The following is a 25,103-nucleotide window of genomic DNA, read 5'->3' on the forward strand; positions in this document are numbered from 1 at the left end:
TAACTTCTGAATCGGCACCTCTTCGGGTGGCGCCGAATCGAACCGGAGTTGAACATGACCGCTGTCGAACTGCTCGTCTACGCCGATCGCCTCGGCGGCACCATTCATGACCTGCAGGCAGTGCTGGATGGGCCGTTGCGCGCGTTCGGCAGCGTGCACGTGCTGCCTTTCTACGTACCCTTCGACGGCGCGGATGCCGGGTTCGACCCGATCGACCACGCGGCGGTCGATGCCCGCCTCGGCAGCTGGGACGATATGCGCGCCCTTGCCGGATCGCGCGGGCTCACCGCTGACCTGATCGTCAACCACGTGTCCTCTTCCTCGGTGGAGTTCATCGACTGGCTGGCCAACGGCACCGCCTCCGACTACGAGGGCATGTTCCTCACCTTCGACACCGTGTTCCCGAACGGCGGAACCGAGAAGGATGTGACGGCGTTCTACCGGCCCCGGCCCGGCCTTCCGTTCACCGCCTATCAGGGCGCCGACGGCAGCCGCCACCTGGTCTGGACGACCTTCATGCCCACCCAGGTCGACCTGGACGTCAACCACCCGGCCGCCCTCGCCTACCTGCGCCGCGTGCTGCAGACGCTGGCCGGAGGCGGGGTGTCCACGGTGCGGCTCGACGCCGTCGGTTACGCCGTGAAGACCCCCGGCACCGACAGCTTCATGACCGAGCAGACCCTCGAGTTCGCCCGCACGGTCGTCGCCCTCGCCCACGAGGAGAACCTCGAGGTGCTCGTCGAGGTTCACGCGCACTACAGCCAGCAGCTCGCGATCGCCCCGCTGGTCGACCGTGTCTACGACTTCGCGCTGGCTCCCCTGCTGCTGCACTCGCTCGGCACCGGAACCGTCGACCGCCTCGCCGACTGGTTCCAGATCCGCCCCGAGAACGCCATCACAGTGCTCGACACCCATGACGGCATCGGCATCATCGACGCCGGCCCGATCGGTGACAAGCCGGGCCTGCTGACCCAGGCCGAGATGGTCGACATCTTCGCCCGCGCGGAACGCGCCACGAACGGCCACTCCGCGATCGCATCCGTCATTCCGGAGTGGTTCACGCTGCCGCACCAGATCAACGCCACGTTCTTCAGCGTTCTCGGCGGCGAGGAGGTGCCGTACATCCTGGCCCGCGCCGTGCAGCACTTCCTCCCCGGCCGCCCCCAGGTGTACTACGTCGGGCTGCTCGGCGGCCTCGACGACACCGAGCTGTTCGGGCGCACCGGCAACGGCCGCGATGTGAACCGTCATGTCTACACCGCGGAGGAGGTCGACCGAGCCCTTGCCACCGACGTGACCCGGGCCCAGCTGGGCCTGGCCCGCATCCGCAGCACGCACCCGGCATTCACGGGAGACTTCTCCTGGTCCACCGTCGGCGGCGACCGGCTCGAGCTCCTCTGGACGGCGGCCGACGCCAGCGCCCGCCTCACGGTGGCCACGACTCTGGGCTCACCGAGCTTCCGCATCGAGCTGACGGATGCCGGGCGCACGCAGGTGCTGGACACGGTCGCATCCGTCGCCGCCTGGGTCGGCTCGAACGACTGATCCGGCGCGCCCCGCGGGCGCAACCCGTTCGGCGCGCTTGACTGAGGTGTGCGCACACGAACCCGCTGTTACCGCGACGGCACCCTCGTCGATGAGGACTTTCCCCTCGCCGAGGTGTCGGAGCATCTCGCCCTGCCCGACAGCGTCGTCTGGGTGGATCTGTCCGATCCCGGCGAGAGCGACCTGGCCCTGCTGGCCGGGGAGCTGGGGCTGCACGAGCTGGCGGTGGAAGACGCTCTCACCCTGCGTCAGCGCCCGAAGCTCGACCGGTACCCGGACCACCTGTTCCTGTCTGCGTATTCCATCGACATCGAGCCGTCCACGGCGAAGGTGACCACGAACGAAATCGCTGCGTTCATCACCGACCGGGCGCTCGTGACCGTGCACACCAACGGACAGTTCGACCTGGCTGCGGTTGTGAACCGGTGGGATTCTTCACCCGATCTGGCTCGCAACGGAGTGTCCTACCTGCTGCACGGTCTGCTCGACTATCTCGTCGACGGCTACTTCGAGGCGGTTGAAGCCCTCGACGATGAAATCGAGGACCTCGAGGATCAGCTCTTCCTGCCTAATTCCGATCAGGAGCAGGTGCAGCGCCGCTCTTTCCAACTGCGGAAGAGCCTGGTCACGCTGCGGCGGATCATCCTTCCCATGCGCGAAGTCGTGAACACGCTGCTCCGGCGGGACTTGCATCTGCTCCAGGACGAAATGGGACCGTATTTCCAGGACGTGTACGACCACGTGCTTCGGGCCATGGAATGGACGGAGAGCCTGCGCGATCTGGCGACCAGCATCCTCGAAGCGAATCTGGCGATTCAGGGAAACCGACTGAACGTGATCACCAAGAAGGTCACCGGCTATGCAGCCATCATCGCCGTGCCCACCGCCATCACGGGTTTCTATGGCCAGAACGTGCCGTATCCGGGCTTCGCCCAACCTCTGGGCTACTACAGTTCGGCCGCGCTGATCGTTGGCCTCTCGGCGCTGCTCTATGTGCTCTTCAAACGCAACGACTGGATCTGAGAGGTCGACCGGGGCGGGACGGCGCGGAGCCGGTGAGGTGGTGGGGGCCGCTTTTCGCCCCTGTCGATCGCGGCCCCCGGTCGTGCGGCGCCTCGGATGCCCGAGCGCCAGTCTTGAGGGAGGGGTTCAGTGCGTGACGGTGTCCTTGGCGATTGCGCCGGCCTTCGTCACGCTGATGTCGGTTTTCCGCTGGTGTTTCGTGGGGGGCAGCCAGGCTCGGGTGCGCCACACATACGGCGACGCAGCCACCGGCTCCTCGGTTTCGGCGTCATCGTCGGCCGGTCCGGCGAGCAGGGCATCGAACGTTGGCACGATCGCGATGGCGGGTCGAGTGTCATCGGCGGCGGGTAGATAGAGCATCGGGCGTCCTTCGGGTCTGCGGGTGACAGAGACTGTCAGTTATATGACGTTGTTTGTGGGATATTTGTCACACGGATCTGTCATGTGTTTTTCTTGCTGGTGAATGGAGGGCGAACGGACCATGCCACCTACCCCGACCCGCGAACCAGTCTCGTCTCCGCTCGAGTCTTTCCCCGACCAGGTCCTCTCCGATCGCGCCGCAGACGGGGACATGCGGGCGTTCGAGGTGCTGGTTCGTCGCTACGGACCGTTGATGCGGGTCTACGCCAGCCGGGTCCTGGGATCGAACGATGAAATGGATGACGTCGTTCAGGAGTCCTTCATCACGGCCTGGCAGCAACTGCCCACTCTCGAGAACGGCGCCGCGGTCAAGAGCTGGTTGATGCGCATCGTGAGCCGCAAGAGCGTCGACCGGGTTCGCGCCCGGCGCCAGCACGTGAACATCGACCTCACCGACGCCCCAGCCCCCGCACAGCAGTCCCCCCATAGACTGGCAGAGGCAGGGTCGCAGACCGAAGCACTGACTCGGGTCCTTGCCGAACTACCCGAAGACCAGCGCCGCTGCTGGATGCTGCGGGAACTCGCGGAATGCAGCTACGGCGAGATCGCTGCCGAACTGGAGATCCCCGTTTCGACGGTTCGCGGCTTATTGGCACGTGCACGAAAAACTCTGCTCCAAGAGATGGAGGAATGGCGATGACATCCTCCGACGCGCTTGCCGGACACACCTTCGAAGAGCTGAGCGACTACCTCGATCGGGACCGCACCCCGGCCGATCCGAGCATCGAAGGCTCCCCCGAGTGCCAGACCGCGCTGAACGGGATGCAGCGACTGCGCAGCGTGCACCGCGACCTGCTCCTCAAGGACGCTCAACGTGAATCCGAGCGCGAGGACAGCTGGGTCAGCTCGATTCTGCAACACATCAGCCTCGAGGCCCGCGCAGGCCGCGATATCCCGATCAGTCACTCCTCGCCGACCGCTCGCCTGAGCGTGACCGAAGGCGCGGTGCGCGGCATCCTGCGTGCCGCCGGCGACAGCGTGCCGAACATCATCGTCGGACGGTGCCACCTCGACGGCGATGTCACCGAGCCGGGCGCACCCATCACGGTGCGCGTGGATGCCACGGTCCTGGAGGGCGAGATCATCGCATCGCTCGCCGATCAGCTCCGGGAGGCGCTCTACGCCGCGCTGCGCCAGCACACCGAGCTCGCGGTCGAGGCCATCGACATCACCATCCGCGATCTGTACCAACCCTTTGTCCCACCGGCGAAAGCGAGCAGTGATGAGTGACGCCCCTTCGCCGGACCCGGTGTCGACCGACCCCGGAACGTCGTCCACGCTTCCCGACCGGCTCGACAAGGTGGTGCTGGCCGTCCCCGGCGTGGATGAGCTGTACTCGGCGGCGCCGCTCGTCGCGGCCGTGGTCAAAACGGTGATCGCCACCACCGTCGAAGCCGTGACCGGCGAGCAGAAATCGAACAGTTCCGTCTCGGTCGACGAGAAGAAGGCCGGCCTGGAGATCGCGGTCAAGATCGGCGTCAACGCCCCCTACACGGCGATCGATGTGAGTCGTCGCGTGCACGACGCGATCACGGATCAGCTCGAGCAGAACGGCAACCCGGACGTGGCCGAGATCGCCGTCAGCGTCGCCCGCATCGACTGACCCCGCCGCAGCACGCCGGCCCGGCCCGCTCGGCCCGAACCAATTCGACGGAGATTTCGCCTTCCAGCGCCCGTTTCCACGGCTGTGAGGGTGTTTACGGCAGAATCTCCGTCGAATTCGTGGGGGCTGTCCCCGCCGGGATGCGCGCCTGGCGCTGGGCAGGGCGGGCGGCCGCCACGGACCGCATACTGGCCGGGTCGAAGGTCGCGCTCGGGCGACCCAGCAGGTAGCCCTGGGCCAGCACGCATCCGCTGGCACGCAGAATTTCGAGTTGGTCGAGGGTCTCCACACCCTCGGCGACCACCTCGACGCCAAGCTTGGACGCGAGCGCCAGGATTCCCTGCACGAGCGGCACGGAGGCGGAGTCAGGCAGATTCATGATGAAGCTGCGGTCGATCTTGATCTGATCGACCGGCAGGCTGTTCAGCCAGGCGAGCGTCGAAAAACCGGTCCCGAAGTCGTCCAGTGAGATATGGATGCCCAGGCGACGCAATTCCACCAGGCGTTCGACGATGCGAGGGGTGTCGATGAGGGCACTGCTCTCCACAACCTCCAGGATGAGCCGCTCCGGCTCGAGGGAATGCCGGTTGAGGGCGGCACGAACCGTGGGAACCAGTCTTCGGTCGAGCAGCGTGGCGGCGTCGAGGTTGACCGCGACGCCGTACGGTCGCCCTGCCCGCTGCGGCCAGCCGGCCAGGGCGGCACAGGCGGCGCCGACAACCCACAGGTCCAGGTCAGTGATCAGACCCGTCTCCTGAGCCACCGGAAGGAACGCGGCCGGAGCCAGGAGACCCAGGCGAGGGTGCTCCCAGCGGATGAGAGCCTCCGCGCCGACCACGCTCTCCTCCCCCGCGCGGGAGATGTCGACCACCGGCTGGAAGTGCAGCCTCATCTGGTTCTCGTCCAGGGCGCACGCCAGTTCCAGCGGCAGGGACGTGTCGGCGACCCCCGGCTCCTGGCGTCCCGCGAGGGCGATCTGGTTGCGTCCGGTTCTCTTCGCCGTGTACATCGCGCCGTCGGCTTCGTCGAGCAGGCGCTCTCCGCGGCCTCCCTGTCCCGTGTGCACGGCCACGCCCACGCTGGCAGAGATCCGAAGATCCTGGCCGGCGAGGTGGAAGGGGAGGTTCAGGCGGTCCACCGCCCGACGGGCCAGGTCGATGGCCGCAGCCTCTCCCTCCAGGCCTGTGACCAGGACCGCGAACTCGTCACCCCCGAGCCGTCCGATCACGTCACCGCTGCGGACCTCCGCGCGCAGTCGCATCGCGACCTGCCGCAGCAGCTCGTCGCCGACCCGGTGACCCAGGCGGTCGTTCACGCGCTTGAAGTTGTCAAGGTCGCAGAACAGGACCGCCGTGGTGGTGTGGTTCTGACCCTCCGCTAGTGCGGTGTGCAGCTCTGCGGCGAAGAGGACACGATTCGGCAGGCCCGTCAGGGCGTCGTGCTGTGACTGGTGCCGAACCGTGGCGAGCAGCCGGGCCTTCTGCATGGCGGTCGCCCCCTGGTGACCGACGCCCTCGAGCAGGGCGCTGGCCTCCGCCAGGACCGAGGCTGAGACCGCTCCGGTCCAGCTGACCGTGGCCACCCCCATCAGGGTGTCGCCGGCCAGAAGCGGAACCGCCACGACGGTGTGTGCCCCGACATCACGCAGCAGCACAGCCAGGGCCGGGCTGGCCGTGTCCGCGGTGAAGACCACGAGTTCCTGCCGCTGGAGCACCCCGAGCAACTCCGGGGTCTGCTCCACCGTCAGTGCGACGCTCAGAAAGTGGTCTCGAACAGCCGGCTCGAAGCCGACGACCGAGGCCGGACGAAGCACGCCGATTTCGGCGTCCCACAGCAGCACCGAGGCCGCGTCGCATTCGACGATCGTCGGGAGGGCCGCCGTGAGCACCCCGGCGATCGCCTCGACGCCGTCGCTCGTGGCCAGTCGGTGCGCGAGGCCGAGCAGCGCGGCCGTTCGCAGCCCCTCCCGGCGTGATTCGTCGAGCGCGGTGAACAGGTCGAGGGCTGCCGCGGCGTGCCCGGCGTAGGCCTCCAGAAGAGCCCGGTCTCCGGGCATCGGGGCCTGTCCCTGCGCAAACAGTGCGGCCAGGCGGCCGTGGGTCCTGCGGTTGGAGGCGATGGCGACGACCAGCGCATGCTCGCCCAGGTACTCGCCACGCAACATCCGTGTCACGAGGCCGTCGGCAACGGTGTCACTGAGCCCGCGGTGGCGAACCAGCGGCGCACCATCACCGTCGGATTCGATCAGAAGCAGGTACCCCGGAGCAAGCACCGCAGAGGCAGCCCGATCAACGATCCGCGCGAGCACCTCGTCGACGTCGTCACTGCTGACGAGGTCGGCGGCGGCCGACTGCACCTCACGCACCTTGTTCCGGAGAACGTCCAGGGCGGCGGCAACCAGCCGGTTCCGGGTGCGCCACGCCCGCCAGCGCACCCGCGTCGACCAGGTCAGCACATATTCGCAGGCCGGGTAGCCGTCCGACTGGCATTCCGGGTGGCTGACCTCCGCGGGCGCAAGCCCGAAGCTTGCCGTGACGGCGGAGAACAGCCCCTGGGCGTATTGGCAGTCCAGTCGGGACGGGCGATACCCGTCGTGGAGGCGGTAGCGCAGGTGGGCCGAGGTGCGTCCGACCTCGATTGCATCGATCGTGGAAGTCGTGGTGAACTTGGGCACAATCCGCGGCATCTGGCGATACACCGCACTGGGCGAGGCGAACAGGCTCAGGAGCTGCACGAGCACGGGCGGGATGTTCTCGCTGACCGCGCTGGCGCCCACGGCGAACATGGTCGTCGCGTCGCCCAGAACCGCCGTCGCAGCCTCGAACAGCCGGATGCGTGTGTCGTACCCGACCCACATCGACGTGGCCTCCAAGGCCGAAGCATCCTGCTGCACACCAGCCCGGTCGAGCACTTCGGCCACGGCCCCGTCGCCGCCCTGCTCGCGGACGTAGCGCAGCAGCAGGCTGATCGTCGTGCTCGCTGTCTCGCGCGGCTCTGCATCCATCGTCTGACCCCCAGCCTCCTACGACAGACTCTATCGGCGGCGGACGGCAAGGGCATACTCGTGTTGCGGGACGGATGGGGCGCCCGCCCCCGGCGCCGAGATCGGCAGATCCGGTCGAGTTCGACCGGCGTACCGCCAGGGCTCGACCGCACGGGGCGACCTCGGCGCCGCACATCGCAGGATGGCAACGGTGCGCTCGTAAACTGGGACGCATGACCTCGCAGCCCCTGCTCAACAAAGACACCCGCCTCTGCATCTCGCTCGCAGCCCGGCCCAGCAACTTCGGCACCCGCTTCCACAACTACCTCTATGCCGAGCTGGGGCTCGATTTCGTCTACAAAGCGTTCACGACGGCGAATCTCGCGTCGGCGATCGGTGGGGTACGGGCGCTGGGCATCCGTGGCTGTTCGGTGTCGATGCCGTTCAAGGAAGACGTGATCGCCCTGGTCGACGAGATGGATGCCTCGGCGAGCGCGATTCAGTCGATCAACACGATCGTGAACGACGACGGCTGCCTGCGGGCGTCGAACACCGACTACATCGCCGCGGCCGACCTGATTCACGCGCGCGGCATCGATCCGGCCACCCCGTTCCTGCTGCGCGGCAGCGGCGGCATGGCGAAGGCCGTCGCTGCCGCCTTCCGCGATTCCGGATTCGAAAACGGCACCCTGATCGCCCGGAACAAGACGCGGGGGCAGGCTCTCGCCACCGAGCTCGGCTACCGGTGGGCGGCCGAGCCGGCCGGGCTGTCCGCGCCCCTGCTGGTGAACGTCACCCCGATCGGGATGACGGGTGGGGCCGAGGCGAACGACCTGTCCTATTCTGCCGAGGCCATCGCCGAGGCGACCACCGTTTTCGACGTGGTCGCTCTGCCCGCGGAGACTCCGCTCATTCTGGCCGCGCGGGCGGCCGGCAAAGTGGTGATCACGGGCGCCGAGGTCATCGCCCTGCAGGCGGCGGAGCAGTTCGAGCGCTACACCGGGGTGCGCCCGACTCCGGAGCAGGTCGCCGAGGCATCCGCCTTCGCCCGCACCCATATGGCGTAGTGAGGGGCGGGGCTCCGCCCTTCACCGCTAGACCTGCTCCAGCACGCTGACGTAGTTGGCGATCCCGACACCACCCATGTTCTGCACGACGGCCCGGCGCGGATCCGGCAGCTGCATCTCCCCCGCCGTACCGGTCAGCTGCATGGCCGACACCACGTGCTGGGAAACCCCGGTGGCGCCGACCGGGTGCCCCTTGGCCTTGAGCCCGCCGGAGATGTTCACGGGCATCCTGCCGCCACGGAACACCCAGCCCTCCTCGACGGCCCGACGGCCCTGCCCCGGTTCGGTGAGACCCATGACCTCGTACATGATCAGTTCCGCGATGGTGAAACAGTCGTGCACCTCGGCGAAGTCGATGTCGTCCAGCCCCACGCCGGCCATCGCGAGGGCACGTTCGAAGGAGACGCGGGTGGCCGCGAATTCGGTGGGGTCGCGGCGTGCGGCCGGCAGGAAATCGTTGGCCTGGCCGAAGCCGGCCAGGCGCACGGGCACGGTTGCCGCGCTGCCCGAACGGAACCGCTCAGAGGTCAGCACCACGGCGGCAGCCCCATCGGAGACCGGGGAGCAGTCGGTGCGGCGCAACGGGCTGGCCACCATCGGGTTCCTGTCCGAGACGGTGCGGCAGAACTCTTCACCGAGGTCCTTGCGCAGCTGGGCGTAGGGATTGGCCACGCCATTGCGGTGGTTCTTGGCCGCGATGGACCCGAGCACGTCCCCGACGGCGCCGTAGCGTTCCTCGTAGGCCTGGGCGACCGTGGCGAAGAGCCCGGCGAATCCCGTCGTCGAGCGCTTGCCGGCCATGTCGTAATCGGCGCCGAGCAGTGCTGAACCGACAAGTTCGGGTGCGGCCTGGGTCATCTTCTCGGCTCCGACCACGAGCACCGTGCGGGCGGTGCCCGCCAGGATCGACTTCACGCCCTGCTGGAACGCCGCCGAGCCCGAGGCGCAGGCGTTCTCCACCCGGGTGGCCGGCACGTTCGCCAGGGCCGGGTCGGTCTGCAGCACCAGGGATGAGGGGAAGCCGAGCGGAAGCAGACCCGAGTTGAACTGGCCGAGGAAGATCTCGTCGATGTCGGCGGGTTGGACGCCGGCGTTGGCGATCGCTTCGGAGGCCACCTGCACGATCAGGGATTCCAGGGTCTCGTCCGTGAGCTTGCCGAAGCGGCTGTGGCCCCAGCCCGCCAGCAGCACATCCGTGCCGAACTGCTCGCGCAGGCTCATGCGGCCACCCCGTTCAGGTCGGCGGCGACGGTGAAGTCCGGCTCTGTCGCCGCCCGAACCTCCTCGATGCTGACGCCGGGAGCCAGACGGCGCAGGAGGAGTCCGGCATCCGTCACATCGAAGACTGCGATATCGGAGATGATGCGGTCGACAACCTTGAGGCCGGTCAGGGGGAGGCTGCACTCATTGACGATTTTGGGCGAGCCGTCCCTGGCCGTGTGCTCGGTGAGCACGACCACGCGAGGCGTTCCCGCAACGAGGTCCATCGCACCGCCCATGCCCTTGACCATCTTGCCCGGGATGGTCCAGTTGGCCAGGTCTCCCCGGCCCGACACCTGCATGGCCCCGAGAATGGCCACCTTGATATGACCGCCACGAATCATGCCGAACGAGGCCGAGGAGTCGAAGATGGAGCCGCCGGGCTGCACCGTGACGGTCTGCTTGCCGGCGTTGATGAGGTCGGCGTCCTCCTCGCCCTCGAACGGGAACGGGCCCATGCCGAGCAGCCCGTTCTCACTCTGCAGCGTCACCTGCACCCCCTCGGGCAGGTTGTTGGCGACGAGCGTCGGGATGCCGATGCCCAGGTTCACGTAGTCGCCGTCGCTCAGTTCTTCGGCCGCGATTGCAGCCATCTCGTCGCGCGTCCATGCCATGGTCTTGCTCCCTGCAGTCGGTGGGTGGTCGGTGAAGTCGGATGCGTATCAGGCCGGCATTGCGGCGGGGCGGGGGCGCACCGTGCGCTGCTCGATGTCCTTGACCCGATTCGAGGCCTGCACCAGCCGCTGCACGAACACCCCCGGAGTCACGACGTCGTGCGGATCGATCTCGCCGCGTTCCACGATGACCTCGGCCTCGGCGATCGTCACGCGGCCCGCCGCGGCCACCACGGGGTTGAAGTTGCGGGCGGTATAGCGGTAAACGAGATTGCCCTCGGTGTCGGCCCGGTAGGCATGCACGAGGGAGACATCCGCGATGATCGCCCGTTCCTGCAGATAGGTCTCCCCGTCGAAGTCGGCCAGAGGCTTGCCCTCGGCGATCAGGGTACCCACGCCCGTCTTCGTGTAGAACGCGGGGATGCCGGCCCCGCCCGCGCGGAGCCGTTCCGCCAGGGTTCCCTGCGGGCTGAACTCCACCTCGAGCCGACCGTCGAGCAGCTGCTCGGCGAAGAGCCTGTTCTCGCCCACGTAGGAGGCGATCACGCGTCGCACCTGACCGGCCTCGAGCAGCACGCCGAGGCCCTTGCCGTCGACGCCCATGTTGTTGGACACCACGGTGAGATCCTTCACACCGGATGCCCGCACGGCGTCGATCAGGTCGGCCGGGATACCGCTGAGGCCGAAGCCCCCGACGGCGAGAGTCATGCCGTCGCGGAGCACGTCTCCGAGAGCTTCACGTGCGCTGGACCGGACCTTGGTCATGGAATTCTCCTCGTTGAGCATCCGTAAATGTATCCACCTTGTGGACACGACTTCCGTTGGTCATGTTAGGGGGCCGCGAAAGGGACTGTCAATCGCAACCACAAGGCGGAATTCGTTGAGCATCCACGCCATGAGCACTAGGCTCACTTGAATCCACATTATGGACAGGAGTCCACCGTGACCGGCATCAAATCCCCGCCGTCCGTGCCCGTGCAGGGAGCCCAGGTGGTCACCCGGATCGCCCGCATCCTGCAGCTCGTAGGGCGCAATCCCGCCGGCACACCCCTGGCCGAGATCGTGCGGGACTCCGGGCTGACCCGCCCCACCGTGCACCGGCTGCTGAGCTCCCTCGCCGCCGAGGGCCTGCTCGACCACGACCCGGTCAGGCACACCTGGCACTACGGCCCCGAGATCTTCGTGATGGGCACGGTCGCCGCCCACCGCTACCCGATCGAGGAGCTTGCCCGACCCAGCCTGCTGCGGCTGGCCGAGGAGACCGGCGAGAGCGCATTCCTCTCCATCCGGCGCGGCGCCGAAACCGTGTGCCTGCTGCGCGAGGAAGGCAGCTTTCCGATTCGCTCCTTCGTGCTGCACGAGGGTCTACGACTGCCGCTGGGAGTCGCCTCGGCGGGGTTGGCCATCCTCGCCTATCTGCCGGAGACAGAGATCGAGCAGTTCCTGGTGCAGGACGACGCCTTCGTCGAGCGGTGGGGTGAGAAGCACTCGCCCGCGGCCATCCGTGCCAATCTGGAACAGACCCGGATCACCGGCTATTCAGTGAACCCGGGGCTCATCCTCGAGGGCAGCTGGGGAATGGGGGCCGCGATCTTCGACCGATCCGGCCAGCCCGGCTGGGCGCTGTCACTGACCGGCATCGAGCGTCGCTTCGCGCCGGATCGACGCGTGGTGCTCGGCCAACTGCTGCTCGAGGAGGCCAGCCGCATCACCCAGTCGCTGCAGCGCGCCCGCGTGTAGGCGCCCGCCCGCCCGCTATCTCTGGGTGAGTACCCCGTACAACAGGACATCGACGTGGGAGCGCAGGGTCGCCGTCAGTGTCTGGGGATCCTCGCGCCCGATACTGACGCGGATCAGCTCCATGTGCAGCGTGGAGAAGGTTGTTCGTGCCGCGCCGTTGAGGTCGACCCCCGGCCTCACCCAGGGGGTACTGGCGAACCTCCTCAGGATGTCCCCGATCGCCTTCTCGAGCTCGGAGATCCGGGCGAGCGCCTCGGTGCGGTACGGTCCCTGCTCGGCGCCGAAGAGGATTTCCCGCTGGTAGACGGCCGTGTTCTCGGGAAAGTCCGGCAGCGGATGGATCTGGGGTGCCAGCAAAGCCATGATCGCCTCGGTCGGCGAGGTGCCGGACGCGGCGGCGGCGATACCCTCGCGGGTGTCGAGCCGCATCCTCTCGTTCATGACCATCATCAGCAGTTCCCCCTTTGAGCTGGCATAGCGGAACAGTGTGCCCGTTCCGACATCCGCCCGATCCGCGATCATCTGCGTCGTCACGGCCGAGTAACCCAATCCGGTGAACAGCTCGGATGCCGCCTCAAAGATCCGTTGCTGCTTGTCCGCCTTGTTGCGAGCCCGGCGGCCAACCGTTGCCAGCATTGGCGGCGCCTCCGATGGTGTCATGGTCAACGCTCCTTCCGTCTGGGTTGCCTCGCTCATGGTTCCACGTTTTCGTGACCGATTTGCTCGATTCACAAATTACGGATTACGCTCCTAAATGATTATAGTCCGGTTTGTCCGGAGTCAGCCGAGCGAGAGGAACGACCATGACAATCGACCCGAAAGAGGCACACCTGTGGATCGTGGGTGGAGGGATCGCCGGGATGGCGACCGCAGCCTTCGCTATCAGAGACGCCGGGGTACCCGGTGAGAACATCCACATCCTCGAGGAACTGGGGCACGTCGGCGGGGCCATGGATGCCGTGGACTCTCCGGCAATTCGTGGGGCCATGGTGACGCGCGGGGCCCGGATGTTCTGCGAAGAGGTGTACCAGACCACCTGGGACCTCTTCTCCACGATTCCTTCCCTGGAGGACCCGGATGTCACCGTTCGGCAGGAGATGCTGGACTGGAACGACAAGCACGAGACCCACGGCAAGACCCGGCTGGCCGATGCGCGGCACCGCATCTTGGATGCCACGGATTACGGCCTGAACACACGCGACCGGTTTGAGATTTCGCGCATGCTCGCCCTGAGCGAGAAGGCCCTCGGCGCTCGTCGCATCGAAGATCTCTTCAGTGCGCACTTCCTGCAGACCAATTTCTGGCACATGTGGCGCACCACGTTCGCTTTCCAGAAGTGGAACTCCGCCGCCGAGCTTCGCCGCTACTTCCTGCGCTTCATCCAGGAGTTCGAGAACCTCGACACGCTCTCCGGGGTACGGCGGACCAAGTACAACCAGAACGACTCGATGATCGTGCCGCTCCAGCGGTGGCTGGTCGCTCAAGGTGTCGACGTGCGCTTCGGCACGCGCGTCACGGATGTCGACTTCACCAGCTCTCCCCGGCGGCGGCGCGCAACCTGCTTGCACGTAGAGGATTCGGCCGGCAGCAGCGCAATCGACCTCGGCCAGAACGACCTCGCCTTCATCACCATCGGATCCATCGTCGCCGACACCACCTACGGCGGGAACGACACCGTGCCGCCGCTGGTCCGGGACCGGGTGGACGGCAGCTGGTCACTCTGGGAGGAGCTGGCCAAGAAGGCCCCCGACTTCGGGCGCCCCAACACGTTCTGCGGCAACGTCGACGAGAGCAAGTGGGAATCGTTCACCCTCACGATGCACAGCGACGCGCTCATCAAGCGATGGGTGGAATACACCGGCAACGAACTGGGCACCGGCGCCATGACGACGCTGGTCGATTCACCCTGGTACCTGTCGGCCGTCGTGGTGGGGCAGCCGCACTTCGCCAACCAGCCCGAGGGCACCTACACGATGTGGGGCTGGGGGCTGGAGATCGACAACGAGGGCGGCTACGTCAAGAAGCGGATGTCGCAGGCGACCGGCACGGAGATCCTCACCGAGCTCATCCACCAGTTCGGCTTCGAGGACATCCTCGAGGAGGTGCTCGCCACGACGGATGTCACGACGTCGATGATGCCGTACGCCTCCGCACTGTTCGCCCGGCGCGTTCCCGGGGACCGCCCCAAGGTCATCCCCGACGGCGCGCAGAATTTCGCGTTCCTCGGGCAGTTCACCGAGCTCCCCGGCGACGTCGTGTTCACCGTGGAGTACTCGATCCACGGTGCCATGCACGCGGTGTACGAGTTCCTCGGGGTCGACCGGGAGATCCCGCCGATCTTCAAGGGCCTGCACGACCCAAAGGTTCTGGTCAAGGCGCTCCAGGCCGCCTACTGAGCAGGCCCGGCGCCACCGCAAGAGGCCGGTGGCCTGGCTACCCGACAGCACCGCAGCACCGAAGCACGCACCAATTTGAAGGGAACGAACATGACCATTGATCCGAAGCAGGCCCACCTGTGGATCGTCGGCGGGGGGATCGCCGGCATGGCGGCCGCCGCCTTCGCCATCCGCGACGCCCAGGTGCCTGGGCCGAATATTCACATCCTCGAGGAGCTCGACGTCACCGGTGGGGGCATGGACGGGGCGAACTCCCCCGTGGTCCCGGGCACCTATGTGACACGCGGCGGCCGGATGTTCGAGGAGCAGGCCTACCAGACCACCTGGGACCTCTTCTCCACGATCCCGTCCCTCGAGAATCCGGAGGTAACCGTCCGCCAGGAAACCCTCGACTTCAACGCCACGTTCAAGACCCATGCCCGAGCGCGCCTGGTCGATGCGCAGCACCGCATCCTGGACGCCTCGAGTTACGGCCTGAGCAACGGGGACCGGCTCGAAATGACTCGCATGCTGGCGATGAACGAAAAGGCCCTCGGCGCTCGCCGCATCGACGAAATGTTCGGGAAGCACTTCTTCGAGACCAACTTCTGGCAGATGTGGCGGACCATGTTCGCCTTTCAGAAGTGGCACTCGGTCATTGAGCTGCGCCGCTACTTCCTGCGCTTTGTCCAGGAATTCGACCTGCTCGACACGGTCGGGGGGATCTGCCGAACCAAGTACAACCAGTACGACTCGATGATCGTTCCGCTGCAACGCTGGCTCGTGGCCCAGGGCGTCGACGTCCGCTTCGGCACGCGCGTCACCAATGTCGACTTCGCCGGCGCAGATCAGCCCCGGCGTGCCACGCGCCTCCACATCGAAGACTCGGCTGGAACCTCGACGATCCCGCTCGGTCAGGACGACTTCACCTTCATCACCATTGGTTCCATCACCGCCGACACCACCTACGGCGGTAATGACACGGTGCCGCCGCTGATCCGCGACCGCGTCGACGGCGCCTGGTCTCTGTGGGAGGAGATCGCCAAGCAGGCCCCCGACTTCGGACGCCCCAATACCTTCAACGGCAACATCGACGAGAACAAGTGGGAGTCGTTCACGCTGACGATGCAGAGCGATGTGCTACTCAACAGCATCATCGACTACACGGGCAACGAACCGGGAACTGGCGCGTTGACCACATTCATCGAGTCGGGCTGGCACCTGTCGATGGTTGTGCCGGCCCAGCCCCACTTCCCCGACATGGCAGCGAACACCTACACATTGTGGGGCTACGGCTTCGAGATCGACGACGAAGGCGACTTCGTCAAGAAGCGGATGTCGCAAGCCACGGGCAAGGAGATCCTGACCGAGCTTGTCCACCAGCTCGGCTTCGAGGACATCCTCGAGGAAGTGCTCGCCACCACGGACGTGACCACCGTGATGATGCCGTACGCCTCGGCCCTATTCAGCCGCCGAGTCCCGGAGGACCGCCCCAAGGTCATCCCGGACGGTTCGCAGAACTTCGCATTCCTCGGCCAGTTCACCGAGCTGCCCGGCGACGTCGTCTTCACCGTGGAGTACTCCATCCATGGGGCTATGCACGCGGTGTACGAGTTCTTCGGCGTCCAACGGGCGATCCCGCCGATTTACCGGGGGTTGCACGACCCCAAGGTCAGCCTGAAGGCCCTCAAGTCAGCGTTCAAGTGAGTCGACCGGGCCGGGCGCCGCAAGTTCCCGTCGCCTGCCCCTGAAACGACGAATGGCCTCCGAAATCTCGGAGGCCATTCGCTAGCAAGAAAGAACCCCCTGCATTCCAGCGGAACAGTGGCTGCACGGGGTTTCTGTGACGGGTTTTTCCACTAACTCACAGGCCGATGAGTCACCGGGTATTTTATCGGCACGCTCGCGCACATCCACCGCGGTCTGCCAATGATCCTCTACCGGCCGAGCAACACGGCCAACTCGTCGAGCGACTCCCCCGTAATCGTGAACTACGGGGTGACACCCTCGAGCAAAATCGCGAGCTCGTCGAATTCGACGTCCCAGCCCTCCCGGTTCTGCTCAAGACGTTCGCGACGGTACAGGGTGCCGCCGGGGAGTGTGTCGAAGCCCGATTCGACCACCGTGACATCCGTCCCGGTACCAGCATCGGCGATGGTGAAGCGCACGTGCGTCGCGTACTCGTCGAGCTTCTCGGCGGGGATTCCCGACCAACGGAAGCCGAACGAGCTGTCGGGCACCACCTCGGTGATTTCGATCGGGAAGCTGCCGTAGTCATCCCAGTGGATGCTGCCCGTAGCGCCGGGCTCGAGCGCGGCGAACACCACACCGTCTCCGAACCACTGGACCATCACCTCGGGGTCGGTCAGCGCCTTCCAGACGCTCGCGCGCGAGGCCTCGATGTGCACGGTGCGGGTCACGGTGTGGCCCTTGATTCTTGCGTGATCAGACACGGTGTTTCCTTCACAATCGGGCCGAGCGCGACGGGACATTGCCCGCCGAGCGGCACGTCAACTAGTTCTGCCAACGCACCTCCTCGAGCGTACTGTGGATGCGGGAAGCAGCCCAGGTTGGACGAAGGCGCCGACGGGCCGACGGGTCTCGTGCGGTTCGCCCGGTGGACGTTCCGGGTTTTCCCGCTTTCACCGCATTCCCACCGTGAGCGGCGCGGTCATGGCGCGGTGCTGGGCTTCGGTGTCGTGCTCGGCGAATCGACCTGAGAGTGCATATCGCATCAGGACCATGTCGCCGATCTGCCGGACCTCCGCGAGGGTCGCCCGCCGATCGCTGTTCCACGGAAACACTCCGTCGCCGACGAATCGGGCGCCGCCGGCGTTGCCGAGGAAGAACGGTGCCATCGAAAGGTGGAGTTCGTCGACGAGATTCGCGGCCAGAAACTGGGTGTGGATCATGGCTCCTCCCTCGACCATGAGCTCGCCAATCCCGCGATCCCCCAGGTCCGCAACGAGGTCGGTCATCGTCACGTCGCCGCCCAGGCCGACGACGACGGCGCCTCCGAGCCGTCGCCGGAGGCTTTCGGCGATCGGTGCGGGGCAGTACACCAGCCTGGTGGTGTCGCCTGCGGTGAAGAATGCGGCGTTCGGATCCAGATCGCCCGTCGCCGTCACCGTCACCTTCCACGGTGAACGGGCCAGGCCGGTGGTCTCTCGACGGCCTTGGCGGGCAACGCTGCGCACCAGCAGTCGCGGGTTGTCGCGCCGCACGGTGCGTGCCCCGATCAGAATGGCGTCGCTGCGTGCTCGCACCTCATCGACACGATCGAAGTCGTCGTCATTCGAGAGCGTGAGCCGTGGAGGACTCGCTGTGTCGAGATACCCATCGAGTGAGATGGCGCAACTCAGAGTGACGTAGGGCGTGACGCTCATGATGTCTCCTCCTGGTCGAGAGCGGTCGGAATGAGGATGGATGCTGTGCGGGTCGGTGGCGTCGCCGATGACTCGCGCGGAAGCGTTCGGCGAGGCGTCCCCGGCATGGCGTGTTTCGATCCTCGCCGGCGGGCGGCGAAGACGGCGGCGACGACGGCCCCCGGCGCGATGGAGATGATGGCGAGCACGCCGAACAGGGTGGATGCTGCCACCCCCGCCGAGGCTCCGAAGCCGGTCAGTGCGAAGGCCCAACCGGCGATTCCCTCGCGCGGTCCCCAGCCGCCGATGTTCACCGGAATCGAGGCGCCGAGCAGGACGACCAGAGCGAGAGTGAGCATAGGCCCCGCCGGCACTCTCTCGCCCACCGCCGCGGTTGCGATCGTGAAGGTCGCCACATGGCAGCCGATCACGATGACCGATGCGATCGCGACCTGCAGGGAGGTGCGAATCGACCCGAGGGCGGCGCGGAGTTCGTGCGCCTCACGCAGCAATGCCCGGCGCACGCGGGCGCTTGCCGCCGACGCCGCAGCAAGCGCTCCGATGACAACACCGAAACCGATCCCCAGCGCCGGCAGCAGGAATCCCTCGATCTCGGTGCCCAAATACGCCAGCACCATCAGGGTCAGTGCGAGCTGAACGGCCTGCCCGGAGAAGCGTTCGATCGCGACTGCGCGTGCAGCTTGCCCGAGACGTGTTCCGCTCGGAACGCGGGTGACGGCCCGTCGGATGTCCCCGATGATGCCGCCGGGAAGCATCATGTTCACGAACTGGGACTGATAGTACATTCCGACAGCAGTCGGCAGGCGCAGGGGGATTCCCAGGCGCGACGCGATGAGTTGCCACCGCCACGCGGCTGCCACGGTTGCGGCCGCCGCGAAGAGGAGAGCCGCGACGATATTCGTACCGTTCAGGCTGAGGATGCCATCGATGAACGGGTCAGCGCCCACATGCGCGCCCACACCGACGAGAACGCCGCCGCCGACGATGAGACGAACGGTCCGGCGGAAGCCGGGAGAGTGAACTGCCCGGCGAAGCAGGGGTCGGATGGCGTGTGTCATCCGCGGGGCCAGGCCAGCAGGTCGACGTGACGGATGCGTGCGGCCAGCTCCCCGCGCGCGATCTGAGACAACCGCAGCCGGCGGTATCGGTCGACGTCGGTGCGCAGCCGGGGATCCTGTTCGATGGCGGCATCCACCCAGCCGTGAAACCACTCGACCAGCAGGCGTTGCCGGCGGTGGTCAAGCCGCCATTCCGTCGTGCTCGGCCGCACAGTCCAACCGGCCGCCGTGAACAGTCCCCGCGCGATGGGCGCACCATGCGGACCGAGCTGCCGGCGATCGTCGGTCAGTCGAAGTTGGTGCGCATTGAAGGCGGCCTCAAATGCTGCGTCCAGGTCGTCGCGAGGGCTGAAGCGAACCTGTCCAGTCACACTGAGCGACAGGAGAGCAGGGCACCTGGCCTCAACGCAGGCGTTCACGATCGTGTGGGTCTCGTGCGAGCTCAGCACGTCGAGCAATGCGGACGCTGTCACGAGTGACGCTCCCGCCAGATCGGACGGACGCAAGTCGGCGAGATCACCCGGCTGCGCGAGAACCGAGATCGCCACATTGTTCGCGTCCCTCGGACGCGTGCTGTCGATCGCCCGTTCGATCAGGTCCGCATTCCAGTCATGGAGAACCCACGTCTGGGGTCCGGGAAGGAGCGGAGCCAGCCAGCGCATCATCGAACCGGTCCCGCTGCCCAGATCGTGAACAATCACCGGACCCTCGGCGATCCTCGCGGCAGCTGCCAGCGCGAGGTCGTGTGATCGCGCATCCGCGTCCTCCGGTTCCCGAAGAGCCAGCCAGTCCGCACTGACGAGAGGAATTCCGATCATGCGGACACCGCCATTCCACTGAGTGCCATCTCGTCGAGCGTTGATGCAATGGCAGCGACTGTCGCGCTCCAGGGTCGGACCGATCCGCGAGCCTCCACCGCGGCCTCGGTGAGCCGCGACCTCTGGGCCCGACTGGCCCACCAGCGGCGCAGCACCACTGCGAGGGCCTGCGCATCGTCCGGCGGGACAAGGATTCCTGCCGTCATGCTCGATAAGGCTTCGGGTATGCCACCGACGCGGGCGGCCACGACGGGGATGCCCCGTGCCAGCGCCTCCGCGACAACCATGCCGAAGCTCTCGCTTCGGGACGGCACCACGACGAGGTCAGCTCGGGCGTATGCCTCGTCCAGTCGTGCTCCGGCGAGAGAGCCGGTGAACGTTACCCTGTCGGTGAGGCGAGTCCGGTGGGCCATCCGCGTCAGCTCGTCGACGAAATCCGTTGCAATGTCGAGTGATCCGGCAAAGGTGCACGTCCACCCGTCGATGTCGGTGAGCTGCGCCAGGGCGCCGAGGAGAACGTCCTGACCCTTGTGCGGGGCGACCGCGCCAATACACAGCAGCCGGTTGCCAGATCGTGAAGCACTCGTCGGGGCGGCCGGATCCGTTCCGGGGTAGGCGACGATCACGTCGGGGGGCCGACCGAGGCGGCGCGCGATGATTTCGGACCGTGTCCATCCGCTCGTTGCGATGATGCGTTTCGCCGCGCGAAATGCGTGTCGCTCACGATCGGCAGACACGGCATCGGCTTCCGCTAGTGCCGCTGAGACGACATTTCCGACCATGTGCGCCAGGATGATGAGCCGGAGCCGGGTGGAATGTGCCCTCAACGCCACCGATTCGCGCACAGCGACCAGACCATCGACGAGTGCGAGGGCGCCGTTCGGCAGCTGGGCCAGGGTCTGAGCCGTCAGCGTGTGATCATCCCGCGGAATCAGAACCGTGTGAACCGTCCAGCCGCTGCGTCGAAGCCCCTCGCGAACGTGACGGTCGTAGACATTGCCGCCGCTGACCCTGTCCGCGTCGTCGATCGAATCAGGGACGAAGAAGCACACCCACCGTGCCGAGGAGACGCTCACGGTGCCCTCGTGTAACTTGCCCACGCAATGTGCGACTCGTGGAGCGTGACCGTGATGGACTGAAACTGCTGGCCGGGGGCGAGAGCCCCCGAGGTCACCTGTTCTGCCAGGCGATCCGCAATCACCTTGCAGAGCACTTCGGTGGTCGTGTTTCTGCCGGCGAAACGAGGATCCTCGTCGAGGTTGCGATAGGTGAGAGAACCCGTGATCTCTGCAAGCGCGGCAGTCACCCTTCCGATGTCCACCACGACGCCGTCGGCGTCCAGGTCGGTGGCCGCGAAGGAGGCGTCGACGACGAATGTGGCTCCATGGAGTTGTTGCGCGGGCCCGAACGATTCGCCGGCGAGGCTATGGGCGATCATCATGTGGTCCCGAACCGTCACCGTGAATGTCATTCTGGTCCTCCCCAACTGATTGTGTGACACAGGGTGTTCGGCGCTCCGTTGGCCAGACCCGTCATCACCTCGGGGAGATCATGCCAGCAGGATTCGTCCGTCAGCAAGGCCTCGAAGGCCGGGTCTTGGAGAAGGTCCAGGGCCAGCACGAGGCGTTCCCGCGTCGTACGGTTCCGCCGATGGCCCGCGGCTACCGCGCCGACCTGGCTCGACCGGATGGTCAGTCGCCGTGAGTGGAAGTCGGTCCCGAGCCTGAGTGTGGCCGGGCGATCTCCGTACCAGCTCGCCTCGATCACGTCACCGTCGGTGACCACGGTTTCGAGTGCGAGCTGCAAACCGGCATCCGAACCACTCGTATTGATCACGATGTCCCGGTTGCCCGGGGGGCTGGACGCGTCGGCGAAGCCCACGCCAAGTTGGTCCGCCACCTCCTTCCGTGCCGGGTTCACGTCGATTAAAGCCACCTCGACGCCGGGGACGCCGCGCAGAAGTCGTGCCACGCAACATCCGATCATGCCCGCGCCGATGACGGAGACACGGTCACCGAGATGAGGACGAGCATCCCAGAGCACATTGACGGCCGTTTCAACCGCGCCCGCGAGTACGGCCCGACGGGCCGGGACTCCCTCGGGAATCGGGGTGACAGCATCGGCGGGCACCACGAATGCGGACTGGTGCGGGAAAAGCGTGAACACGGTCCGGCCTCTGAGCGACTCCGGCCCACCCTCAACGACGCCGACATTGAGGTACCCGTATTTGACCGGGCCGGGAAAGTCGCCGTCCTGATATGGTGCACGCATCCGGTCGTACTCACTGGGTGGCACATGTCCGCCGAACACCGAGACTTCGGTTCCTCGGCTCACTGCCGTGTAGAGAGTCCTCACGAGCACCTCCCCGTCGCCGGGTGGCACCAACGGTTCCCGACGAAGTTCCCCGACGCCAGGCCTGTCAATCCAGAAAGCGGTGGATTCGAGCATATTTCCCCCTAAAGTGGACGATTCCCGGCGGAGTGCCGTCTTCCTGAATAGATGGATCAAGAGAGAAACGAGGCAGGGATGGCCAGAGTTCACTTCGTGCCGATTTCAGCCGCGATCGTGGGGGCGGCAGCCGCGACGGCCCTCGGCCTTGTCGCTGTGCACTGGTACCGGTCATGGGTGCCGATCGTCGGGTGGTTGGCCACTCTGAGCTATCTTTTGCTGTCGACTGTATTCCTGCTGAACGGGCTTCGACGCAGGAGGACAACTTTGTTCGGGCCGGCAAACGTCGTCACAGCGGTCCGATCGACGTTGGTCGGCCTGATCGGAGGGATGGTCGTTGTATCGTTCGCGGTGCCGATTCCCGTCGCCCTCCTGGTCGCCCTGATCGTGCCGGCCCTGCTTCTGGACGCTGTCGACGGTTGGGTCGCCCGCCGTACAGATTCTGTGAGCGAGCTGGGCGCGCGGTTCGACATGGAAGTCGACGCGTTCCTGTTGCTCGTGCTGAGCGTGTACGTTTCGAATGACCTCGGGATCTGGGTGCTGGCAATCGGCTCGATGCGCTACGCCTTCGTGCTTGCGGGCCTGATCTTTCCCTGGTTTCGTCGGATATTGCCATCCCGCCCGTGGCGGAAGGTGGTCACGGCCGTGCAGGGCATTGCGCTGGCGACGGCCGTGGCGCGGATCCTCCCGGGGTTGGATGCCCTGCTGGTCGCGATTGCGCTGGCCCTGCTCGTCGAATCCTTCGGTCGAGACGTCATTTGGCTCGCCGTGCGGCGGGCACGTCCCGACAGCGAGGAGGAGGACTCGCACGTGACGCGGACGATGGGATGATTCAGCTGCGCGGGGTGCCAGCCTGCCATCCACGTCGTGGTCTGCTCAGGCAGATCGTGGTTTACGAAGCACCAATGCCGAGGTGATGGCCAGCACCACGACGCCGGCAGCCTCGATGACGACCGTCGCCGGCACGAGCGTGAAACTCCACGTCTGCTCAATGCCGAACAATCCCACCGTCAGGGCGAGCACCAGCGCCAGAAGGCTCGCGATCAGGAACAGAAGGCCAAGCACGGTGGTGAGCCCCAGAAGCCTGCCACGCAGGGTCAGGACCCCGACGGCCAGCAGGATCCCCGCGATGCCGTTGAGAACGAAAGACACGCCGAGCACGCCGCCTACACCGTCGAACACCAGGAACAGGTGGATGGCGCCGGTCGCCGCGAGAGTGATCGCGCTGAGGCTCCGCATCACCATGGGGAATCCTTTGCTCATGTTGTTCATCTTCACGCCTGCTTCCGATTCGCGTAGCCGTCGCTGCGGACATACTAGTGAAACGAGTGAGCCGGCCAAGGAGTTCGCTCGGGCATTCCTGGCCGTGCATTGTCAGATGATCCCTTCCCACCAGCCAGCATGAGCGGGAACCCACGCGCCACGCGCGCCAGAAACGACAAATGACCTCCAAAATATCGGAGGTCATTCGTTGTGGGACGAGTTCTTGGAACAGAATCAACCAGTTCTAAGAACAACCCCTGTGACGGGTTGTTCCTATAACTCACAGGCTGCTGAATCACTGGGCAGTTTTTCGGCACTTTCGCGCACATCCTCCGTGGGCGTGTAAAAAAATCCACTAGAGAACCGAAGACCGCGAGATACATGGGTCCTCCATCGGCCGGACTCTCGCCGCGTTGCCACGAGATGAGACCGGAAGCGACCCGCCCGTCCATCCGCTGCCTTGCCCGAGTTCGGCAGGACGAATCCGCTGGGTCCCGGCAGCTTGCATACGGCAGCGCAGCGCTGCAGACCTCGATGGCGTGGGTCAATGACAGGAATTCTGGTGTCCGTCGAGGTTTGGAGTTCGGCGGCATTCGGAAGAGTTTCAGCTGTTTGGCCAGTCAAGAAGAGTTCACGAAAGTGAGAATGATTGCCGTCTAGCCTCGAGCGGCCGTATTCACCTTTGCGGCGAAGGCCCGCGCTGCGGCACCCTTCGAGGGGTTGATGTTGACAGCCCAGGCGAATAGCTCACCGTCCACAAGTAGGTAGAGTTCGCGGCGATCAACCTGCTTTCTAAACAAGGCCCCGACGACGGCACCGGCAGGGCCAAACACGATCGCTCCCGCAGCTGTGCGGGTGAGAGTAGACCGCCGTTGCAATTCCCCGGCAGTCTCCACAGTAACCTGTACCCCAGTGACGGGCTGCCGTTCACGTTTGTAACTAAGGATGCCTGCCTTCATGGCCACGCCTTCGAAGACCACAGGCTGCCGATCAACCCAGGCGTTGACCTTGTCATACCAGGCCAGTCCCTTTTCCTTCGCCGGGATCTCTGCTGGAAAAGTTGGCCCTGCAGCCTCAACGGAGGGGTCGACCGGGGCAGCGTCTTCGCTCATTTCCGAAGTATGGCAGCAGCGGGGCTGTTGGCGGGCTGTTTCACTTCCGAACCTCTGATCGAGCCCGTGTGTGCGGCCGACGCGGTAGGCACCCGATAACGCGGGATTTGCGAATCAGACAACTTTCGTAACCTCAGGGAGCGTTGCCGCTTCCCTAAGGCTCTACCGCGGATCGCCGGAAGGCATCGCCGGCTTCATCCTCATAAGCGACGGCACGAGCGCAAGCCTCTTCGACCAGTGAACCAAGTCGCTCTTGCCCGCGTGCGTTGCCGAGCATGTTCTTCTGCTCGAGCCAGTTGTGTGCGCAGTGCGCTTCAACCAGATTCATTGATGATGCCTCTCTGTCGTTTGGCGTCCCGGTATGGGCTGTCTCTCCTCGTCATACGGA

25 protein-coding genes and 1 pseudogene are annotated in these 25,103 nt (G+C 65.9%); 11 read left to right on the plus strand and 15 right to left on the minus strand.

Annotated elements, in window-relative coordinates:
- The first annotated feature begins 54 nt into the window (after window positions 1-54).
- Together gtfA and E3T49_RS12120 are read left to right on the plus strand one after the other, a co-directional pair.
- Window positions 55-1,545 (plus strand): sucrose phosphorylase, encoded by a 1,491-nt coding sequence (gene gtfA, locus E3T49_RS12115; protein WP_134425165.1) that lies wholly within the window; start codon window positions 55-57, stop codon window positions 1,543-1,545.
- Window positions 1,546-1,593: 48 nt separating this feature from the next.
- Window positions 1,594-2,568, plus strand: coding sequence for a magnesium transporter CorA family protein (locus tag E3T49_RS12120; RefSeq protein ID WP_134425166.1), 975 nt, complete (start codon window positions 1,594-1,596; stop codon window positions 2,566-2,568).
- A 126-nt stretch (window positions 2,569-2,694) separates the two neighbouring features.
- On the opposite strand, the gene E3T49_RS12125 is transcribed toward E3T49_RS12120, so the two are convergent.
- Entirely contained in the window at window positions 2,695-2,928 is a 234-nt protein-coding gene (locus tag E3T49_RS12125) for a hypothetical protein (protein ID WP_134425167.1), read from the minus strand.
- Window positions 2,929-3,049: 121 nt separating this feature from the next.
- On the opposite strand from E3T49_RS12125, the gene E3T49_RS12130 reads away from it, so the two are divergent.
- Genes E3T49_RS12130 through E3T49_RS12140 form a run of 3 tightly spaced genes read left to right on the plus strand, consistent with a single transcriptional unit; the run spans window position 3,050 to window position 4,591 of the window.
- The gene (locus E3T49_RS12130) at window positions 3,050-3,628 is read left to right on the plus strand and encodes an RNA polymerase sigma factor (RefSeq protein WP_134425168.1); all 579 of its coding nucleotides are present in this window, start codon (window positions 3,050-3,052) and stop codon (window positions 3,626-3,628) included.
- A complete protein-coding gene (locus E3T49_RS12135; RefSeq protein WP_241972803.1) occupies window positions 3,625-4,218 on the plus strand; it encodes a hypothetical protein in 594 nt (197 codons plus the stop codon). The genes E3T49_RS12130 and E3T49_RS12135 overlap by 4 nt, the downstream gene beginning before the upstream one ends.
- On the plus strand, window positions 4,211-4,591 hold the full coding sequence (locus E3T49_RS12140) for a hypothetical protein (RefSeq protein ID WP_134425170.1): 381 nt from the start codon (window positions 4,211-4,213) through the stop codon (window positions 4,589-4,591). Before E3T49_RS12135 ends, E3T49_RS12140 begins: the two co-directional genes overlap by 8 nt.
- A 94-nt stretch (window positions 4,592-4,685) precedes the next feature.
- On the opposite strand, the gene E3T49_RS12145 is transcribed toward E3T49_RS12140, so the two are convergent.
- Window positions 4,686-7,595, minus strand: a complete 2,910-nt coding sequence (locus tag E3T49_RS12145; RefSeq protein ID WP_134425171.1) for a putative bifunctional diguanylate cyclase/phosphodiesterase — start codon at window positions 7,593-7,595, stop codon at window positions 4,686-4,688.
- A 212-nt stretch (window positions 7,596-7,807) separates the two neighbouring features.
- Here E3T49_RS12145 and E3T49_RS12150 point away from each other — a divergent pair, with 212 nt between their 5' ends.
- Window positions 7,808-8,641 carry a shikimate 5-dehydrogenase gene (locus E3T49_RS12150; RefSeq protein ID WP_134425172.1) on the plus strand — a complete coding sequence of 278 codons (834 nt, stop codon included), beginning with the start codon at window positions 7,808-7,810 and terminating at the stop codon, window positions 8,639-8,641.
- Between the two features lie 27 nt (window positions 8,642-8,668).
- Here the strand turns inward: E3T49_RS12150 and E3T49_RS12155 are convergent, their stop codons facing one another.
- From E3T49_RS12155 to E3T49_RS12165, 3 genes are read right to left on the minus strand one after another with little or no spacing between them, the layout of a single operon-like run.
- On the minus strand, window positions 8,669-9,862 hold the full coding sequence (locus tag E3T49_RS12155) for an acetyl-CoA acetyltransferase (RefSeq protein WP_134425173.1): 1,194 nt from the start codon (window positions 9,860-9,862) through the stop codon (window positions 8,669-8,671).
- Window positions 9,859-10,515, minus strand: a complete 657-nt coding sequence (locus tag E3T49_RS12160) for a CoA transferase subunit B (protein ID WP_134425174.1) — start codon at window positions 10,513-10,515, stop codon at window positions 9,859-9,861. The genes E3T49_RS12155 and E3T49_RS12160 overlap by 4 nt, the downstream gene beginning before the upstream one ends.
- Before the next feature lie 48 nt (window positions 10,516-10,563).
- A complete protein-coding gene (locus E3T49_RS12165; RefSeq protein WP_134425175.1) occupies window positions 10,564-11,280 on the minus strand; it encodes a CoA transferase subunit A in 717 nt (238 codons plus the stop codon).
- Between the two features lie 177 nt (window positions 11,281-11,457).
- Here E3T49_RS12165 and E3T49_RS12170 point away from each other — a divergent pair, with 177 nt between their 5' ends.
- Window positions 11,458-12,255 carry an IclR family transcriptional regulator gene (locus E3T49_RS12170; RefSeq protein WP_241972804.1) on the plus strand — a complete coding sequence of 266 codons (798 nt, stop codon included), beginning with the start codon at window positions 11,458-11,460 and terminating at the stop codon, window positions 12,253-12,255.
- Between the two features lie 15 nt (window positions 12,256-12,270).
- Here E3T49_RS12170 and E3T49_RS12175 read toward each other — a convergent pair whose 3' ends face one another.
- Window positions 12,271-12,951 carry a TetR/AcrR family transcriptional regulator gene (locus E3T49_RS12175; RefSeq protein ID WP_134425176.1) on the minus strand — a complete coding sequence of 227 codons (681 nt, stop codon included), beginning with the start codon at window positions 12,949-12,951 and terminating at the stop codon, window positions 12,271-12,273.
- A 107-nt stretch (window positions 12,952-13,058) separates the two neighbouring features.
- Between E3T49_RS12175 and E3T49_RS12180 the strand changes: the two genes are divergently transcribed.
- Window positions 13,059-14,651, plus strand: coding sequence for an oleate hydratase (locus tag E3T49_RS12180; RefSeq protein WP_134425177.1), 1,593 nt, complete (start codon window positions 13,059-13,061; stop codon window positions 14,649-14,651).
- A gap of 90 nt (window positions 14,652-14,741) precedes the next feature.
- Window positions 14,742-16,337, plus strand: a complete 1,596-nt coding sequence (locus E3T49_RS12185) for an oleate hydratase (RefSeq protein ID WP_134425178.1) — start codon at window positions 14,742-14,744, stop codon at window positions 16,335-16,337.
- Window positions 16,338-16,621: 284 nt separating this feature from the next.
- Here E3T49_RS12185 and E3T49_RS12190 read toward each other — a convergent pair whose 3' ends face one another.
- The 7 genes from E3T49_RS12190 to E3T49_RS12220 all read right to left on the minus strand — a co-directional run bounded on the left by E3T49_RS12190 (window position 16,622) and on the right by E3T49_RS12220 (window position 22,226).
- Window positions 16,622-17,083 carry an SRPBCC domain-containing protein gene (locus tag E3T49_RS12190; protein ID WP_166785535.1) on the minus strand — a complete coding sequence of 154 codons (462 nt, stop codon included), beginning with the start codon at window positions 17,081-17,083 and terminating at the stop codon, window positions 16,622-16,624.
- 189 nt (window positions 17,084-17,272) lie between these two features.
- Window positions 17,273-18,016, minus strand: a complete 744-nt coding sequence (locus E3T49_RS12195) for a RibD family protein (RefSeq protein ID WP_134425180.1) — start codon at window positions 18,014-18,016, stop codon at window positions 17,273-17,275.
- Window positions 18,013-19,074 carry a lysylphosphatidylglycerol synthase transmembrane domain-containing protein gene (locus tag E3T49_RS12200; RefSeq protein ID WP_134425181.1) on the minus strand — a complete coding sequence of 354 codons (1,062 nt, stop codon included), beginning with the start codon at window positions 19,072-19,074 and terminating at the stop codon, window positions 18,013-18,015. The genes E3T49_RS12195 and E3T49_RS12200 overlap by 4 nt, the downstream gene beginning before the upstream one ends.
- On the minus strand, window positions 19,071-19,892 hold the full coding sequence (locus E3T49_RS12205) for an SAM-dependent methyltransferase (RefSeq protein WP_134425182.1): 822 nt from the start codon (window positions 19,890-19,892) through the stop codon (window positions 19,071-19,073). Before E3T49_RS12205 ends, E3T49_RS12200 begins: the two co-directional genes overlap by 4 nt.
- On the minus strand, window positions 19,889-20,968 hold the full coding sequence (locus tag E3T49_RS12210; RefSeq protein WP_134425183.1) for a glycosyltransferase family 4 protein: 1,080 nt from the start codon (window positions 20,966-20,968) through the stop codon (window positions 19,889-19,891). Before E3T49_RS12210 ends, E3T49_RS12205 begins: the two co-directional genes overlap by 4 nt.
- Window positions 20,965-21,363 (minus strand): 6-pyruvoyl trahydropterin synthase family protein, encoded by a 399-nt coding sequence (locus tag E3T49_RS12215; RefSeq protein ID WP_134425184.1) that lies wholly within the window; start codon window positions 21,361-21,363, stop codon window positions 20,965-20,967. The genes E3T49_RS12210 and E3T49_RS12215 overlap by 4 nt, the downstream gene beginning before the upstream one ends.
- Window positions 21,360-22,226 (minus strand): zinc-dependent alcohol dehydrogenase, encoded by an 867-nt coding sequence (locus E3T49_RS12220; RefSeq protein ID WP_338145429.1) that lies wholly within the window; start codon window positions 22,224-22,226, stop codon window positions 21,360-21,362. The genes E3T49_RS12215 and E3T49_RS12220 overlap by 4 nt, the downstream gene beginning before the upstream one ends.
- Before the next feature lie 210 nt (window positions 22,227-22,436).
- On the opposite strand from E3T49_RS12220, the gene E3T49_RS12225 reads away from it, so the two are divergent.
- Window positions 22,437-23,171, plus strand: a complete 735-nt coding sequence (locus E3T49_RS12225) for a CDP-alcohol phosphatidyltransferase family protein (RefSeq protein WP_241972805.1) — start codon at window positions 22,437-22,439, stop codon at window positions 23,169-23,171.
- Window positions 23,172-23,216: 45 nt separating this feature from the next.
- On the opposite strand, the gene E3T49_RS12230 is transcribed toward E3T49_RS12225, so the two are convergent.
- Window positions 23,217-23,603, minus strand: coding sequence for a hypothetical protein (locus E3T49_RS12230; protein ID WP_241972806.1), 387 nt, complete (start codon window positions 23,601-23,603; stop codon window positions 23,217-23,219).
- A 656-nt stretch (window positions 23,604-24,259) separates the two neighbouring features.
- Entirely contained in the window at window positions 24,260-24,715 is a 456-nt protein-coding gene (locus E3T49_RS12235; protein WP_134425187.1) for a hypothetical protein, read from the minus strand.
- A gap of 151 nt (window positions 24,716-24,866) precedes the next feature.
- Here E3T49_RS12235 and E3T49_RS16850 point away from each other — a divergent pair.
- A pseudogene (locus E3T49_RS16850) lies at window positions 24,867-24,956 on the plus strand (hypothetical protein); the annotation flags it as partial.
- Between the last annotated feature and the right edge of the window lie 147 nt (window positions 24,957-25,103).

The organism is Cryobacterium cryoconiti, from assembly GCF_004403065.1.
GTDB lineage: Bacteria > Actinomycetota > Actinomycetes > Actinomycetales > Microbacteriaceae > Cryobacterium > Cryobacterium cryoconiti.